Origin of the sequence: Sphingobacterium faecale (assembly GCF_016746095.1) — a bacterium.
Taxonomy (GTDB): domain Bacteria; phylum Bacteroidota; class Bacteroidia; order Sphingobacteriales; family Sphingobacteriaceae; genus Sphingobacterium; species Sphingobacterium faecale.
Genome location: NZ_JAERTY010000002.1, coordinates 602,517 through 618,962 on the forward strand (window position 1 = coordinate 602,517; position 16,446 = coordinate 618,962).

At 36.8% G+C, this 16,446-nt stretch carries 15 protein-coding genes; 3 read left to right on the top strand and 12 right to left on the bottom strand.

Annotated elements, in window-relative coordinates:
- The 11 genes from JKG61_RS05485 to JKG61_RS05535 all read right to left on the bottom strand — a co-directional run bounded on the left by JKG61_RS05485 (window position 1) and on the right by JKG61_RS05535 (window position 12,376).
- Entirely contained in the window at window positions 1–2,187 is a 2,187-nt protein-coding gene (locus JKG61_RS05485; RefSeq protein ID WP_262896189.1) for a peptidase domain-containing ABC transporter, read from the bottom strand.
- 66 nt (window positions 2,188–2,253) lie between these two features.
- Window positions 2,254–3,447 carry a hypothetical protein gene (locus JKG61_RS05490; RefSeq protein ID WP_202101966.1) on the bottom strand — a complete coding sequence of 398 codons (1,194 nt, stop codon included), beginning with the start codon at window positions 3,445–3,447 and terminating at the stop codon, window positions 2,254–2,256.
- A gap of 13 nt (window positions 3,448–3,460) precedes the next feature.
- Window positions 3,461–4,123, bottom strand: coding sequence for a glycosyltransferase family protein (locus JKG61_RS05495; protein ID WP_202101967.1), 663 nt, complete (start codon window positions 4,121–4,123; stop codon window positions 3,461–3,463).
- Between the two features lie 2 nt (window positions 4,124–4,125).
- Entirely contained in the window at window positions 4,126–4,692 is a 567-nt protein-coding gene (locus JKG61_RS05500; protein WP_202101968.1) for a hypothetical protein, read from the bottom strand.
- 22 nt (window positions 4,693–4,714) lie between these two features.
- Entirely contained in the window at window positions 4,715–5,947 is a 1,233-nt protein-coding gene (locus tag JKG61_RS05505) for a glycosyltransferase family 2 protein (protein WP_202101969.1), read from the bottom strand.
- Window positions 5,948–5,960: 13 nt separating this feature from the next.
- Window positions 5,961–6,797, bottom strand: coding sequence for a hypothetical protein (locus JKG61_RS05510; protein ID WP_202101970.1), 837 nt, complete (start codon window positions 6,795–6,797; stop codon window positions 5,961–5,963).
- A gap of 8 nt (window positions 6,798–6,805) precedes the next feature.
- A complete protein-coding gene (locus tag JKG61_RS05515) occupies window positions 6,806–8,323 on the bottom strand; it encodes a hypothetical protein (protein ID WP_202101971.1) in 1,518 nt (505 codons plus the stop codon).
- A 301-nt stretch (window positions 8,324–8,624) separates the two neighbouring features.
- Window positions 8,625–9,602: a TlpA family protein disulfide reductase gene (locus tag JKG61_RS05520; RefSeq protein ID WP_202101972.1), complete on the bottom strand. Its 978-nt coding sequence runs from the start codon at window positions 9,600–9,602 to the stop codon at window positions 8,625–8,627.
- Between the two features lie 210 nt (window positions 9,603–9,812).
- The gene (locus JKG61_RS05525; RefSeq protein WP_202101973.1) at window positions 9,813–10,118 is read right to left on the bottom strand and encodes a hypothetical protein; all 306 of its coding nucleotides are present in this window, start codon (window positions 10,116–10,118) and stop codon (window positions 9,813–9,815) included.
- A 217-nt stretch (window positions 10,119–10,335) separates the two neighbouring features.
- A complete protein-coding gene (locus tag JKG61_RS05530; RefSeq protein WP_202101974.1) occupies window positions 10,336–11,976 on the bottom strand; it encodes a vitamin K epoxide reductase family protein in 1,641 nt (546 codons plus the stop codon).
- Between the two features lie 172 nt (window positions 11,977–12,148).
- Window positions 12,149–12,376 (bottom strand): hypothetical protein, encoded by a 228-nt coding sequence (locus JKG61_RS05535; protein WP_202101975.1) that lies wholly within the window; start codon window positions 12,374–12,376, stop codon window positions 12,149–12,151.
- A gap of 390 nt (window positions 12,377–12,766) precedes the next feature.
- Here JKG61_RS05535 and JKG61_RS05540 point away from each other — a divergent pair, with 390 nt between their 5' ends.
- The 3 genes from JKG61_RS05540 to JKG61_RS05550 are packed head-to-tail and all read left to right on the top strand — an operon-like array spanning window position 12,767 to window position 15,577.
- Window positions 12,767–13,537 (top strand): sensor histidine kinase, encoded by a 771-nt coding sequence (locus JKG61_RS05540; protein ID WP_202101976.1) that lies wholly within the window; start codon window positions 12,767–12,769, stop codon window positions 13,535–13,537.
- Window positions 13,534–14,256 (top strand): LytR/AlgR family response regulator transcription factor, encoded by a 723-nt coding sequence (locus tag JKG61_RS05545; protein ID WP_202101977.1) that lies wholly within the window; start codon window positions 13,534–13,536, stop codon window positions 14,254–14,256. Before JKG61_RS05540 ends, JKG61_RS05545 begins: the two co-directional genes overlap by 4 nt.
- A 4-nt stretch (window positions 14,257–14,260) precedes the next feature.
- The gene (locus tag JKG61_RS05550; RefSeq protein ID WP_202101978.1) at window positions 14,261–15,577 is read left to right on the top strand and encodes a TolC family protein; all 1,317 of its coding nucleotides are present in this window, start codon (window positions 14,261–14,263) and stop codon (window positions 15,575–15,577) included.
- Window positions 15,578–15,900: 323 nt separating this feature from the next.
- Here the strand turns inward: JKG61_RS05550 and JKG61_RS05560 are convergent, their stop codons facing one another.
- Window positions 15,901–16,434 (bottom strand): DUF1016 N-terminal domain-containing protein, encoded by a 534-nt coding sequence (locus JKG61_RS05560; protein WP_202101979.1) that lies wholly within the window; start codon window positions 16,432–16,434, stop codon window positions 15,901–15,903.
- Between the last annotated feature and the right edge of the window lie 12 nt (window positions 16,435–16,446).

The following is a 16,446-nucleotide window of genomic DNA, read 5'->3' on the forward strand; positions in this document are numbered from 1 at the left end:
TTAGTTTCCTAGTTCCAGTTGATTCTTTACGAGTTCGTAATATTTTCCTTTTTTCGCTGTCAACTCTTGGTGTGTACCCTGTTCGGCCACTTCTCCTTTTTCTAGTACGATGATATTGTCTGCATTACGTACCGTACTGAGTCGATGTGCGACTACAATTACCGTTCGTTTGTCAAAAAAGCGGTCTAGTTTTTCGACGATTTCCCTTTCATTGTTGGCATCGAGGGAGTTGGTCGCCTCATCTAGGAAGATAAATGCCGGATCCTTATATACCGCCCGCGCGATCATCAGACGCTGGCGTTGCCCCTGGCTTATCCCTTTACCTGCCGTCCCGATTTTGGTGGCCAGTCCAAAGGGTTCTTCCGCGACAAACTCTTCCATATTAGCGATGTGGATGGCATTCTGGACTTTTTGCTCTTCTGGAAATTCATCGTTGATGGCGATATTGCGCTCGATCGTATCCGCATAGACAAAGTTTTCCTGCATCACCGATCCACAGCTATCACGCCACAGACCGAAATCAATCTGATCCAACCGTTTACCCCCGACCAGTATCTCTCCCTCTTCAGGATTATAATAGCGAAGTAGTAGTTTTAGGATAGTTGTTTTACCGCTACCACTGGCACCAACTACGGCAGTAGTGCGGCCCGAAGGGAAAGTGAGATTGAGTTTGGAGAAAATAGGTTCATTACCTGCTCCGTAATAGCGGAAAGTCAGATTACGTAGTTCAATGGTTCTATCCTCTGGCAATTTAGTCAGATAATCTTTTCGGATATCTTCTTCCTCTTCTGTTTCGTATATTTCATTAAGCCGTTCCAAACTGATCTTAGCATCCTGGTAAGACTGCATAAATCCGAGCAGAGCGCTAACGGGATTAGATACCATCCCGACGATATACTGTATGGCCATCATCCCACCAAGCGTGACATTACCATCGATGACCGCTTTGGCCGAGATGTAGGTGATCAGTATTCCCTTAGCCTGGTTGATGGCCATGGAACCTACTGATTGGTATTGGGAAAGAGTCAGGCTTTCTACTCTGAACTTGAACAGTCTGGCCTGCAAAGCCTCCCATCCCCAGCGCTTCTGCTTCTGCGCATTGTTGAGCTTGATATCCTGTATGCTCTGTATCATCTCTATCATATAAGTCTGGTTTTCTGATGCGATCTTAAAGCGTTTGTGATCCAGTTCTCTCCTATACTTCATAAAGGCCAATATCCATAACGTATAGAGTGCGGTGGATATGAGGAATACCATAAAGATAGTTCCGTTGTAAACGATCAGCAGCGATCCAAATATCAGCATATTGACCAACGAGAATAGCGTATTGAGCGTGCTTCCTGTTAGGAAGGATTCTATCCGCTGCTGATCGGACATGCGTTGCATGATATCCCCATGCGTCTTGAGGTCAAAGAAGCTCATGGGCAGTTTCATGATTTTGATCAGTAGGTCGGTCAGAATGGATATATTGACCCGCGTACTGATATGCAGCATGATCCAGGAGCGGATGAAGGTTACCGCTGTACTGCCAATGAACAGCATCAACTGTGCGATCAGGATCAGGTTGATAAAACTGATATTCTTGGTGTTGATACCGATATCGACTACCGACTGGGTGAGGAAGGGCGCTATTAAAGACAATAAGGTCCCTAATACCATACCCAATATCAGCTGTATAAAGAGCTTCCTGTATTTATAGAAATAAGTAAACATTTTGCTCCAACCCAGTTTGAGGTTGGGCTCTTCTTCGTCAATCTGGTAGAAATCGGGGCCGGGACTTAGTAATAAGGATAGTCCTTGGTGAAGCTCTTTGGTGGAGAACCAGTTTTTGGCAAATTCTTTTTCACCATAGGTCACAAGACCGGATGCTGGGTCGGAGATATAGTATTTGCCTTTACGTATTTTATAAAGCACCACAAAGTGGTTCTGGTTCCAGTGGAGTATCGCGGGGAGTTCAATCTGGTTAAGCTGTTCGAGACTTAGCCGCACGCCATAGGTACGAAACCCAAGTTTTTCTGCCGACTCGGATATACCAAGGAGGTTTACTCCATTCTTTGTTGTCTGGCATAGCTTACGGATTTTATGGATGGATACCTGCTGTCCATAGTATTTGAATACCATGCGCAGGCAGGTAGCACCGCAGTCCATCATGTCCATCTGTTTATAATGGGGAAAGCGTTCTAGCAAAATTTTGGATTTTTTTTAAAAACAATTGATTTATTAAGTTATTTCAAATCTGTATAATTACCTTACTTAACAGTATCCTGTGTACAAAGGTGTTTCCAATGCTTCTAGAAAATCCTCTATTTTATATCTTGATGGAATTTTATGACCATTTAAAAATGTTATTGGGCACTCTACAATCTTAGCGCTTTGACACCATTTAACTTGCTTTTCAATTATATGATCATAAAAATCTACTTCGATATTTTTTCCTTCTATTTCATATTTAGTATATTCTTTAGGATTTTTATAACATGCATTGAGTATCTTTACCACATCTGCTCCCAAACTATAGTTATGTAGTAATGATCTAATTAAGTTACGCTGATAATCATCCCTGTAGATGTGGAAATTAAATAAAATTCGAAGATTAACTTTCTCTTTGTTTTTTAACATTAAATCATGTGTGTCTTCTAAGCATTTCGCCGACTTTTTACAGAAAATATTTAAGACGATTGTGATATTAATATTGGTGTCCGTATTCCCTATCAGGAAACAATTATTCTTGTTTAATATTTGAATAGGTTTTTGGGAATTAATCACTCCTAGTACGGCGTCCGATGAATTTTTGGTGGTAATGATATTTTGAAATACTTTTTCGTAATTAACATGTCTTTTTAAAAAAGCGATAGCTGATAAACAAATTTGATAAAACAAGAAATTTAGAAATGCAAAGCCACTTGAAAAAAGAAAAAACTTGAACATGTTTATTTTTTCCTGACTAAAATTTAACGGTGCAATAAAAAAAAGTGAAGTCGAAAACAAAAAGATGGGAATTATGCTTCTTTCTATCGATTTTAGCGGCAGTTTCACAAGCATAAACAACCCAAGAAGCAAAATTATGGTCACAATAACTAATTCAAAAACTACATAGTAATTCCTAAACTCTGGCCCTATGTTTATAATCGAAAAGGCAACAAACGAAGTGAGCAGGAAGGACATTGGTAGAATACTCAAAATATCGCCTACTTTTAAGCCGAGAAAATGTCTGTTTTGAGCATAAAAATAAAATTGACGACTCTTTACGTTTGACGACAGTGTATCTGCATAATTAAGCAATTCTTTTTTGGTATAATAAATTGTTGAAACTAGTCCAAATTGCCATAATAAGTAGTTTATAATTCGTAACCAATCAAATGTGTTTCCAACTGTGCTATAACTGCTGTATATCAGCACGATGGATATTATAGCGAGGGACATCACCAAAACTTTTCTATTTCTCATCTTTCATAGCCGTTTAGATCTTTTCAAAATATTTCTCAAGATATTTAAATTTGTTCAGGTCATCTTCAGTATCTATGTCAATAAAAGGAGCATTGTTTATTGCTCCCGCAAAACGGCCGTTCCAAAAATGATTAGTGCAATGTTCTGAGTTAACACATTCTTCTAAAAAATTAGAATTTATTAGATAAAGAGCCCCGTCTATCATGTATGTATTCATGCAAGTTGCTCCTAGCCGATTTTCTTTTGTCAACTTAAACGAACATTCGCTTTTATCTATATTCACATAAAATTGCTCCCTATCAGGTACCAAAGTTACCGATGTGACAAAATCGATATTCACTTTCTCCCTGTCGTATAAGTCTTCGGTCTTTTTTAATAAAGAAAAATCTCGAAAGGGTTGCGTAACGGGACAGATAAAAATTCTTTCAAAAAATGAATTTTGCAGAAATTTCCAACATGCATGTTTTTCGTTTTGCCCAATGACTACCGTCTCTTTGAAAACTTTTGCTCCTCTTTTTTGTGCTAAAGAGAGTAACTTCTCTGAATCAGAAATTACCCAAGTAGCATTCAACCGATTTGTTTTTTCTAGGTATTCTAAGGTATACTTAAGTAAGTACTCATTTTTTTGAGGGCATCTTTCGCTGATTTCTTTAATTGGAATTAATACTGGAATCATGTCTATTCTTTTATTTGGATAATTTTCTCTTTTTTAATCAGTTGTTTCAAATATTTTTTTTCAAGTTTTCCTGCACCGCAGTGATATTCGAAGCCGATATTATGGTCGATAATAAAATCGCGCCATTCCAAATCCAACCCGGTAAAATGAATTGTATACAACTCGCTCCAGTGAGAATTCACTAAGTATCCGATTAACTTTATCACCGACGTTAACCGTTCGAAACCCGTATCTTTCATCGCATAGCTTTCATTAATAATCTCAACAGATGTATACTGAGCTGGTAATAGAAAATCTGCCCAGTCCTGAAAGTTGTCGTACCAATACTGTCGCATGAATATTTGGTTTGCATGTTTAATTAATTCTTTATAAGGCCCACCCTTATGAAAATATTTAAAATCAGAGTTTGCTTCCAAAAAATATCCATCAATCTTAGTACCTGTTTCACCATAATAATTCATCTTATTTATTCTCACTACATAGTCGAATGAGTCTATTTTTTTAGATAAATCCAATTTATGTTTGGTCGGCGGCTTGTTCCCTACCACTATCAAATTTTTCTTTTTCATTGTTGTATATTAATCCTAGTCATTAGGTTGAAGGATTAAAAGAAAACTTTTTCAAAGATCTTTTACTCCGTATTTCTTTTTCTCCTGCATATTGTTCATCTCTGTTTGCGTACTGATCATTGTTTTCGTGCAAGCGGTATTCGTACATGATGGTATTAATAAATTTTGTGTGCTCATATCCGGCCAATTCCATTAACGGAAATAACAAGGCCATGTCGTAGGGCATGCGTAGTATTTGACCCTCTGCATCTCTTAAATTGTAAAGATTAGGATCTTGCCGTATCAATTCCTTGAAAAGACTGTATCTAAAAGTCCTCATGTGGGAGCTTTTCCAAGGACTTTTTCTTAGATTTTCGAATTCTTCTTCAGTGTATGAGTTTCCGAACCTTCTATGTCCATTCAGATGTTGCATAGAGCCATATGTAAGTAGTATTAATCTGTTCTGATATAAACTATGTAGTATGCTCAATACATATTTATGGGGTAGTCTGTCATCGGCATCCAACAGGCAGATTATGTCTTCATCTCCTATATGTTGCTTTAATAATACATCCAGTATATTTTGTAGGGCATATTTACGCTTCGCGTTGATGATTTTGGTGATATTTGGCGCTTTGTCAATAAGCACCGAACTGCCGTCGGTCGAACAGTCGTCAATCAGATAGATATGAAAGTCGGAATAAATTTGTTTGTTTACAGAAGGAAGATAATCCTGGATATACGCTGCTACATTCCGAAAGGGAGATACGATATGAAATTTTATCCTGTCCTTTGCAAACGAGTGACATTCTTCCCCGATGGCAAAGGAATGCGGAGCAATAATCCTAAGGAATGCCAACCAATCCATATCGGGAAATTCTTCACGTCCCTCCAAAACGGCCAGCACAAATCTGTAAGCAGGTTGTGCCAGAATAAAGGAAGAAGCTTCTTCTATGCCTTCTATGATTTTACAGTCCTTATTTATTATGATACTTTGTTTGTATTGTGCATCGATATAAATTAGATTTATTCCTTCGGGTACGGCATCATAGATTACCTTTTCTAATGTCTTAATGTCAAATGTCGTTAGTGCATTCTTTCCACAGATACAGTAGATGACATCTTCGTCATGGTTTATTGCCCATTCTATAGCAAACTTCAGTCCTGTAAACAGTGTGTCTTTTGGCTTATAATTATTAGGATTAATGTTCAATTTGCTGGTTATTCTACTCAGATCGATAGAAATATCTTTCTGTAGGATAAATGTAGGTAGCATATCAGTTTTTTTGTTAATGAACTTGTTTGATATTGGTAAGGTAAAGATATAGGGTATATCTTTCTGCTTTGGATAATGAAACTTGCTTATCTAAGGAGAGGATTCTATTCGGAAAACAGATACAGATATTTGTCCAACAGAATGGTATAATCTCATTGTGTTTAAGAGGATAATCTTCGGCATTAGTACAGATTGCTTCAATACTATCAATCCAATAGGGGTTATCGTACTGCTGTACGCAGAGGTATAGTTTAGCGAGATCTTCCTCAGCACCCTTCAATTCTTCCTGTTGCCTAAAAAAATTGAGTAACGCCTCTACAGCTGGATAAAAGGCTTCTTCTACCAATTTTTCATTTACACAAGTCTTGACAAGGAAACTGTATTTTAACACAATGTTGATCTGATCCCTAATAAGGGAAACCGACGTCTTCTCACGGGTTTCTAGTAGAAAATTATTGAGTTTTTTGAGTAATAGTTTCATACACTCAAAATGACTAAACCGTCTGTAGAAGTGCGCTTTCGACTTATATTGTAACCGTTGCTGATAATATGTTACATAACAAAGTAATTGTTCAATTTCTGTCTTTGGGTTTAATACTTCACCTATTGTCAATTTGTATAGGGTGTCATCTATATCTTCTAGTATCTCGTCAGCATCTCCTTTTATGTAATCGTTTTCTACTAGAAAAGCAATTAACCATCCCAAGCCCAACAGCCCTTTTTCAAAACTATGATTACCATTTTCTATTACTTCTGAGGCCCAATCTTCCAATATTTTATCCTGTATATCTTTGAAGTTTGTCGAAACGTAGGTGTAAAGCATGTCTAGCGTGTTGTGTTTTTGTTTCATGGATCGTATTATGATAAAAAGCTATAAGCAATAGGAAGAGCACCGATTTCTCCAATATCCCCACTATCGATTCTGTTCATTATGTCGGCTAACTTTATTTTTTGCTTTTCCGTGTCTTTAGGTAAGCAAAAGAGATGTATAGAGATTTGGGGTAATGGTATTGTTGAGTTAAATTTACCTCTATTTACATGCAGTAACTCCATATCCAATACTTTTGAAAAGACTTCCGTAAATAACAGATCTACTTTGTATATCTCTTTCAGATAGAAGGAGAGATCTTTACTAATATTACTTTCCAATATATCCTGAATATCTTTTATATCAGGGGTGTATCTGAAGGGTATCCAAAGTACTTGTTCATAGTCCCTGTCCAATATAGATAACAATTGTTGAATATTGACCCTCATGTTTTCTTTGGTCTGTGACTGGTCATTTGTTAGCAAAAAGAGTTTTATAGCTAGGTGTTTTAGAATATATGCTTTGATGAGTTTAAAATTTTCTAACTGTTCTTCTCCAATACCTCTGCCATCAAATACAACACAGCTGTTTAAAAAGAAAGGCCTATTATTGTCCAATTGTTTTTTTCTAGCTTGTATTAACTTCACTATTTTATAGCTACAATTTGTATTGGGAATAGAATGTAAAGCTTCATCATACCAAGGCATATAATTGAGGTATTCTGTCTTTTTAAAATGTTTTTCCTTTTCTTTAATATTTCCAGAATAATGCTGTATTGACTTTTCGTTCCATTCCTCGATAGGGCTGTAAGGCCATGAAAAGTTCATCTCCGGATGGATCTCTACTTTTTTTTCGTGCAGCCAAAGATTCCAGAGTACAGCCCACATATCAGCACACCAGGCCTGTATACCTCTTTTTTTACTCTTATACTCCTTAGTAGTAGAGTAACTTTCTTGCCAAAGCTTTGTATTATAATCCTTCATAACAACAAAGAGTCGTTCCGCATCGTTTTCTACTTTCTCCCAAAAATCGGCTGTTATTCCTTTCAGAATATATTGCGCACCACCCGTATGTTGGTTCTCTTTCAAAAGCTTGTCCTTGCCAAGGCCTACTATATAGAGCATATCATCCAAAAGATTTTCTGATGAAGTGTTTCTTATATAGTTTACGTCAAGATAGTTTCGGGTGTCAGATACATAACAGATGTCATTTTCCTCAACTTCATCTATATGTGGTATTCTAGAAAAAAGGATATCTGAGTCGTGGTACATTAATGTTTTTGATGACAGTTCCGGATATTTATAAAAATGTTGTTTTAGTATATTGGGGCGAATAGAGGAGGTGTATTTTGGTCGTTCGCGTTGATCTTCGTACGCATAGAATGTTGCTAAATGAAGATGAGAGTCAATGAATTTTTGAAAATAAGGATTGAGACCCAAATCTTTATTATAGGCGACTAGAACCTGAATGTCATTCTGATGGATACCTAGTTTGTTTAAGTTTCGTAACAGTATCTCTAGTTGCCAGATGAAATAGATCTTGTCGGGTTGTGCGGATATATATATCATACATTCATAGATTTTGGGCTCATTTTTGACTATTGGTTTAAAACCTGTAGAATTGTTTCTTAAGTATTCTCATTTAGTATAAAAGATTTCCATTTTTTGTCGAAAGTTAAATTGGCCAGTATGGATTTAATATTGAATACTTTCAATATTCCCATGAATTTATTTTTAAATAATAAGAGATATTCATTCTAGCAATGATTAATTACATTAAGTTAAAGAGATTCTATTCAGTTAATGTATCAAATTACATGAAGGAGGTCTTTTACAACATGAAGATATATGTTAGAAAAAATGAACTTATTTAATTATTTAAATGCTTTTGAATTGCAGTTTCCAAGTTCTTAAGATTTTCTATTCTGATAATCAACTTTTGTTTAACATCAATAATCATATATTTAGGGATAGAGTAAATACCAATGCTTTTGTTTAAATAATTTAAATTTTCAGTAAAGGCCGAAGTCATCCAATAACTGTCAATAGGGAGAGGACTTTTTTTTAAATATCTAATTACGTCTTCATTCCTTTTATCGACCGATATACTAATAAAATTAATCCTCTTATCAGCTTCAAATCTTTTGCTTAAGGCGAAGTATTCGGGATGTTGTGCAATACAAGGTGCACACCAAGTTGCCCACCAATCAATAATGAGGAGGACACTATCATATTCGTCCAATATATTCGATACTCGACGTTGATCAAATGTTGATATGAGTTCGAAAGGGGGCATTGGAATAGAATCTTTTTTTTCGTTATCTCGTATGAATTGATCTAATCGGGTTCTTAATCGATTTATTTCATCTGTATTATGAAATGTTGTCAGTGCATGTAATGTGCTTTTTACAGAATTAATCATTCTGTCGTCATAAACCATGAGCAACTCCCTAAATAAAACTACAGAATAAGGGGATTCTATATGTTTAAGGATCAGGTTGTTCTTTTCTTTCATCCTCCAGAAATTGAGCTCTGAGAGTAACATTTTTTTCTCGCGATGGAGTCTTAAGTATTCTACGTTAAGTGCTCTATCTTCTTGGAACTGTGAGCTCATCTTTCCTCCAGTTTGACGCAGTGAATTGCTAGTAATATCTAAGTTGAGCGAGATTGAATTTGTATCAATCATAAATTCAAAAACCTCTGTAGTGATATTAATCTTTTTTGCAATTATTGCATTTTGGTATTGTTTCATATTTGTCATTATGTTTTCAGACAAAACGAGCCTACCAAGGGTATAATCGTCCTTTATCGCCATACTATGTGAAAACGTTTCATTATTAGCATCCATATTAATTAGTTTGATGTAATTGCTAGTTATAATGTACGCTTTTTTATTCTTTGGCAGACTAGGGGAGATTTTTCCTAGAATGGTTACTTTCTGCGAGAAACCCATTGTGATGTTTGAGACAAGCACAATAGAAATTAAGTAAAATGTTTTTAACATAATTTTGCCGTTATAAAAAGGAGGCATTTTTTTTGTCGCCTCCCTTTTTTAATTCTAATTCATCGTGCAATTATTTGCAGCACAGTTTGTGAAATATACTGCTACATTCCTGTTTGGATACACTCTTTCACATAATGCTTCCCCTCCTCCTGGTGAAGCGACGTACCAGCAAGATTTCATATTAGCGCTATCTAGGGTTTCACACATTACGCAATCATCCTCGTAGATCGGAGGTTCTCCTTCATCACTGTAAGAGGGATCCGTACCTCCACTGAAACCACCAAATACGTTTTTCAGTTGCTGTCTTGACAATTGTTCTACTTCTTTCAGGTTAAGGTTTTTTAATGAAATTTTTTTCATAAGTTTCTAATGTTTTTCTAGCCTTATGGATTGTCTAAGACAATTCCTTTTGATTAGATTTGTTTATTATTTCTGCTCTCCGCTCACTTCGGATTGCTTGGTTAATAAATAGAGAGTAATTGTGAGCTCTCTTTGCCCGAGTACATTTCGAACTGGCTCGGGCATTTTTTTTGGTAGAATTCGTCTTTATGGACAGAGAGAATTCTATCGAATTTTTCTAGAAAAAATTCTTTAGTTCGGCGATTCTGTAACTGTCAGGAAGCTCTCTGCCGTTAATATATAAAGTTGGTGTGGCTCTGATTTTCATATTCTTGCACCAATCCCACATTGCATGTATCTTTTCGGTTTGTAGCTTTAATTCACCATTCATCGGATATTTTTTTGCAAATGTTTCATAGTCCTTACTTGGAGCCATATACCAGTCATCCAATGCGCTATGTGCTGTTTCATGTCCCAGCTTTTGTTGGATAGCAAATAGATGCGCTACCGGTGGGGTTCTGATATCATCTTCCTCTCCTGTAGCGGTAAAAATAATCCGTATCCGTACATCGGGGTTTGACTTTATGATATGTTCCAGTTCGGGATGGGCTTTCGAGCAAGGTCCACAATAGGGATTGCACACCTTGATAATTTCATTTGTAGCTTGGGGATTGCCGATCAGGATTCCCAAATCCGCCACAGGAAAATTAACCCTCTCAGATTTTTCTAAAAGTGCATTAAATATTTCAGGATTATAACGCAGCTTTTCCCATTTTTTTTTATAGTTTTTACTATCGCTTGCGTTTTTAAGAACAGGGATGGCTGTATAGGACAGAATCAGGAAAGATAGACCAATGAAAAGAATTGTGAAGAAATTGTAAAACTCGAATGTAACCATCCTTTGGATATCTAAAAATAGATAGCTGATCGCAGCTATAACGTTAATAGCGAGTACACACTGAATTACGAGACACAGGGGGCACCATTGTTTGACAACTTTCCATTGGTAGTACATCGAAAATACAATGTACGGAGCCACCAGTATTGAAATGCCCGACCAGAGTAATATAAAATTTTCATGAACGGGAAAGAAAATCTGCGTTGAAAAAAAAGTGGCAAAGAATGTGAATCCCCAGACCGACCAGCTTATTCCAAATAGCGAAGACTTAGAAGAAGAAAGCACTGCATTACAATTTAGTTTTTTGTTCGATCCTCCACAGACCTCTTTAATAAATGGATTATGTGCATCTATTTCGTGCCAGATTAAAAGAGAAGAAGTAAGAAGTCCAACAAAGGATGTTAGTATAAACGTGATACTATACCATGATGAAGCTCCTATCGGTTGGATTAAGATGTTCCCTAATGCTAGTAATAATGTTATAATTAATAAATATAGCGGTGTTCTTTTAACAAGCTGCTCCGTTCTTTCTTTTTTTCTGTTCTCCAAGAAGTTTGTCTCCTCTTTGGTAGTGGAAGTATCCAACAGGAGAACTATGTTTTTGTCTATTTTTTCAAACTCTTGAGAGGATAGTATTGTAAGTTTGCCTGTAATTGGATCAAGGAATTCAATGTTTTCTTCATCAGATTTAGTCACTACAGTAAATGCGGTCTTAGGCCAGTCCTCTTTTTGGATGGAGCAGATAAATGGTGTTTCAAATTCATTGTATTTGTGATCTCCTTTTTTAATAGCAGCGGATTGTACCCCGTATTCGAAGAGTGAGTCTTTAAGTGATAACATGGATGGATATTCAACATTGGCGCTCAGGGTGGTTAATAAACCTTTCTTTGTATATCTGGCCCCGGCCTTCTCGAGAAGAAACCTACAAGTGTTATATAGGTCACTTTGTTTTCTGTCTGCAATAATATTTAATATTCCCATGAATTTATTTTTATTAAGTGGTTATTTAAACAGTATGAAACTGCTGTTCCTTAATTTAGGAAGATTATTTTTTAGTAGTGGTCTAAAATACACCAACATGTCCCCTCGTTACATGAAGAGGTGTTTTTGACGTGAGTTTTATTGAAGTTAAACTTACGTCAAATCATGTGGGTTAGCTTGCCACACAGATTAAGGTGCCATTACGGTATCCACAAGAGCCTTCTTTACAATCTGCGTTTCTACAGCTATCCCCTTGATTCTGACAGCTTGCTGAACAATCTTCTGTAGTGGTTGTCCCAGAAGTTGAGGATACCCATCCACCTATCACGTCTTTTAACTGCTCACGGGATAATTGTTCAATTTCTTTCAGGTTGAGGGTTTTTAATGAAATTTTTTTCATATTTTTTCTTCTTTTTTGTAAACCCTCAAATATTTGATTATTATGGCAAGTAATTAACTAAATTACACCAAAGGCTATCCATAGTACATGAAAAGTAGAAAGTTGAAAAAAAATCGAAAGAAAATGATTTTGAAACACCTATTTATCTGGACGATCTATTGGTGTATAGAATTATTGCTTTTTTCTCTTTCTTCTTCAGGTTTTATACACAACAAGAATTTGCTTATAGAATTTCTGTTTAATGCCTTTTGGGGGACTTCATTTTTTTACGTTCTTTTTTTTAGAGTTTTCCCGGCAAAACCAAATCCTGTAAATTGGATAAAGGTTTTCGGGCGTATAGTATTAACCGTGTTACTGTGCTTAGTATTAAAACGGTGCTGTGTATTGTTAATGGTAGAATATATCAATTTCAAAAGTCCAATTGTCGCTAATATTAAGTTTTTCGGAGTTAGTAGTTTAGATGTGTTTTCCCGGTATGGGATATATGCTGCATTGGCTTGGTTTTTCCGAAGGCAGGGTGAGCTAAATAAGCAAATTGTTCAAAAAGAACTCGAAGAAGAGAAGCTAAAGCGTGAATTGTTGCAGACAAGGTATGCGGTGTTGAATGCACAGATTAATCCACATTTTTTATTCAATGTTCTCAATTTTATTCATTCCAAAGCTATTCTATCAAATGATCCGGATATTGATAAAGCTGTATTGCTGCTGTCCGAGATATTGAGACATTCCCTCCGGGACAATGCAAGGGGACACCGCGTATCTATAGATGAAGAAATAGACCAAATAAGGAAGTTGTGCGAATTGCACCGACTGCGCTTTAATGGGGAGTTTTATTTTGATATCACACAAGAGGGTACAGATTGTAATAGAAAAATCCCAGTTTTAATTCTATTGACATTCTTTGAGAATGCGATGAAGTATGGTGTGTATGATAATCCTGAGTACCCTATCATATTACAAGTAGAGCAATCTGCACAGCTGTTGGAAATATCTTTGAAGAATAAGATTCGGAACGTTGAATCTGTAAATAATCAAACTAAGTTTTCTATCGGAAAGCGTTATATAAAAAACACCTTAGAACAGTTTTATAAAAATAGTCATATATTGGATTACCATGACGATGGCATATATCATACTGTACACCTAAAAATTTATGAATGATGATCAACTGTATTATAATTGATGACGAGCAGCACGCTATTGATGTCACAAAACATTATTGTGGGAGAGTCGCTGATCTGGATGTTAGATCCACATTTACTGACCCGACAGCAGCAGTAGCTTATATCGAAGCAAATGGAGAAGCTATAGATCTGGTATTTTTGGATATAGAAATGCCGCGATTTTCGGGTCTTGATTTCTTAAAGGCTTATGATCTCAAGAATGTTGTTTTGGTTACCGCATACTCAGATTTTGCATTGGATTCTTATCGATACGGTGTCGTTGATTATCTACTCAAACCTTTTTCTTTTGAGCGTTTTTGTTTAGCCATTAATAAAGTATCCGAAAAGATAGAGAGGAATAAAAAGGTTTCTGAAGACGTTGAAAAGGAACCCAGATCTCTGTGTCTGAAATTAGACCGACAGAAATATGTTAAGTTAGCCTATGAAGACATAAAATATATCCAAGCAGCACAAAATTATTCGGTTATATATACAATGACAGAACAGATAATTGTACCCTTTAGGTTACAAGAGGTACAGAAGTTATTACCCTCAGAGCGATTCCCTCGGATTCATAAATCACACATTATCCATATGGATTATTTTGAAATATTGGATGGAAAAACGATTAAATTGAAAGCCACTGATCGTCACTTGTTATTAGGTCCAACCTATAAACAGGAATTTCTAAAAATTATAAATATTGGTAGAGATTAATATTATGCGCATCTTTTTTCTGACGTTTTTAATACTTATTACATTTTCGTTTACCCAAGCCCAGACCAAGCTGACCTTGGATCAGTGTTTGGAGCTGCTGCAGTCGCAGAATGAAGATATCCGTCAGGCCAATATCAATATCCTCTTGGCTGAGGTCGATGTCAAGGATGCCAAGAATGCTTATATCCCTACGCTTTCTTTTGGTGCAGGCCATAGCTATAACCTAGGTCTCGCTTTTGACCAGGTAGCAGGACAGCTCATCACAGGCAATAAATGGTCTAATTCCGCGAATGCGAATATCAGTACCCGAGCGACATTGTTTCAGGGATTTGCTTTGAAAAATAAGCTCAAACAGTCACTGATAGGACTGGAAAGTAAAGAGGTACAGAAGAATCGACTGGAACAATCCCTCAAACTGGAATTATTGTCCAAGTACTTTGAGGCAGCAGCCAATAAGTCGCTGCACGAGACGAGTCTTAAGCAGTTGCAGTTTGCGCAAGAGCAGTTAAATCAGGAACAGACCAAGTTTCAATTAGAGACCAATACGCTCGTCGATGTAGCACAAGCGGAGAGCCAGGTGGCCAGTAGCGAATTGACCGGTATTGTGAATATGACTTCTTATACTAATAGTCTGGTCGCTTTAAAGCAGTTACTTGGATTGCCTCTTACTGATTCTGTCTCTATAGAAAGCCCTAATCTCAAGTTAACTAATACAGTATTGTCACCACAGGGACAGACCGGTGTACTAGACGATCCTACAATACAACTGGCCGAACTATCTTTAAAACAATCGGAGCTTAATCTTAGCTATGCCAAGGGGCCTTACTATCCCACGGTCAGTTTTTCGGGCGGATACGGTACGAATTATTCGTCCGAGCGAAAGGACTATCTGACAGGAATCTATATGCCCTTTTTTAATCAGCTCAACCAGAATAGAAATCTCAATTTCGGTCTATCACTGAGTGTCCCAGTATTCGATGCCTTCAAGACCAAGAATAATATCAACCGACTGAAGCTTGATCTGGAAAATAAGCAGTCCGAACTAAATAAGACAAAGGTAGAGCGAGAGAAGGTATTGACCTTGGCTATACAGGAGTATTACAAATCGGCGAAGGAGTATCAGGTGTTACAGGTGCAGTATGCTGCCCAGGAGAAAAATTATGGCGCTATGAAGGAGCGTTATGATATCGGTGTGACTACTGCGATGGAGTATAATAAGGCTTTGTTAGATTATAACGTTGCCGAAGCCAATGTGATTAAGGCCAAATATACGCTGATGTACAATGGCGAGGTGATTAAAGTGTTGAGAGGGGAGAAGTGATGATTTCGATGGCTATTGCTGTTTTATCAGCTCCGATGATGTAGGAGTTTTGGTTAAACTTACTTTCGAATAAATCGCGAGATTTTAACCATCGATAAGTTTATTGCTCTCTAGTCGCTCTCTGGCATCAAGAAGTATGTTGTGTATCTAACTCCAAGATAAAGGCTTCAAGTTCACGGAGTATAGCAGTTTCAAGGTCTTTTTTAAGGTAAGTATTTTGAAGACCCAGGAAATCTAAAAAATACGGATCCTTAAAATTGTCGTTTATCGCGGAATGGTTACTTTTAGCCGACCACAGTAGAAGAGCCTGCTCTGAGCATCATTTAGTCCTCCTTTCCATACATGACACCTTGCTCACGTAATAAATTTTTCTCCTGTTCTATACTGCTCTGTAGCCCTATCTTTTTATCCTTTGAAGAAAGCAATCTTTCATAATATAAAGAATTTATATTTCGCTCCAGGCTTCTGGTACTCCAGTTTTGTTCTTCTGCTTCGCGAATATAATATTCTCTGGCACGTTCGTTTTCCACGCGCATTATTGTGCGATGATGCGTCCAGCTCAATTTGCTACGCAGTGCGTAGCATTTTTGAATATCGGGGTACGTTAAGTAAAACTGTCTGAAGTTCCGCAGGTTAGCGGGAGAGAATCCGCTTCCGAATTTTTTGGACAATCCTTTAGATAGAATCTTTAGAAGAGAATCGCCATAACCAGCCTTTGATTTGCCTTGTTGTTCGTCTTCTACAATCCTTTGACCTATCAGCCAGTATGATTCAACCATAGAGATGTTGATCACATGATAGGCTTTTTGACGACCGTTTTCTATAATGTTGATTATATCTGAGACTATAGATTCCATCGTTGCTTAGTC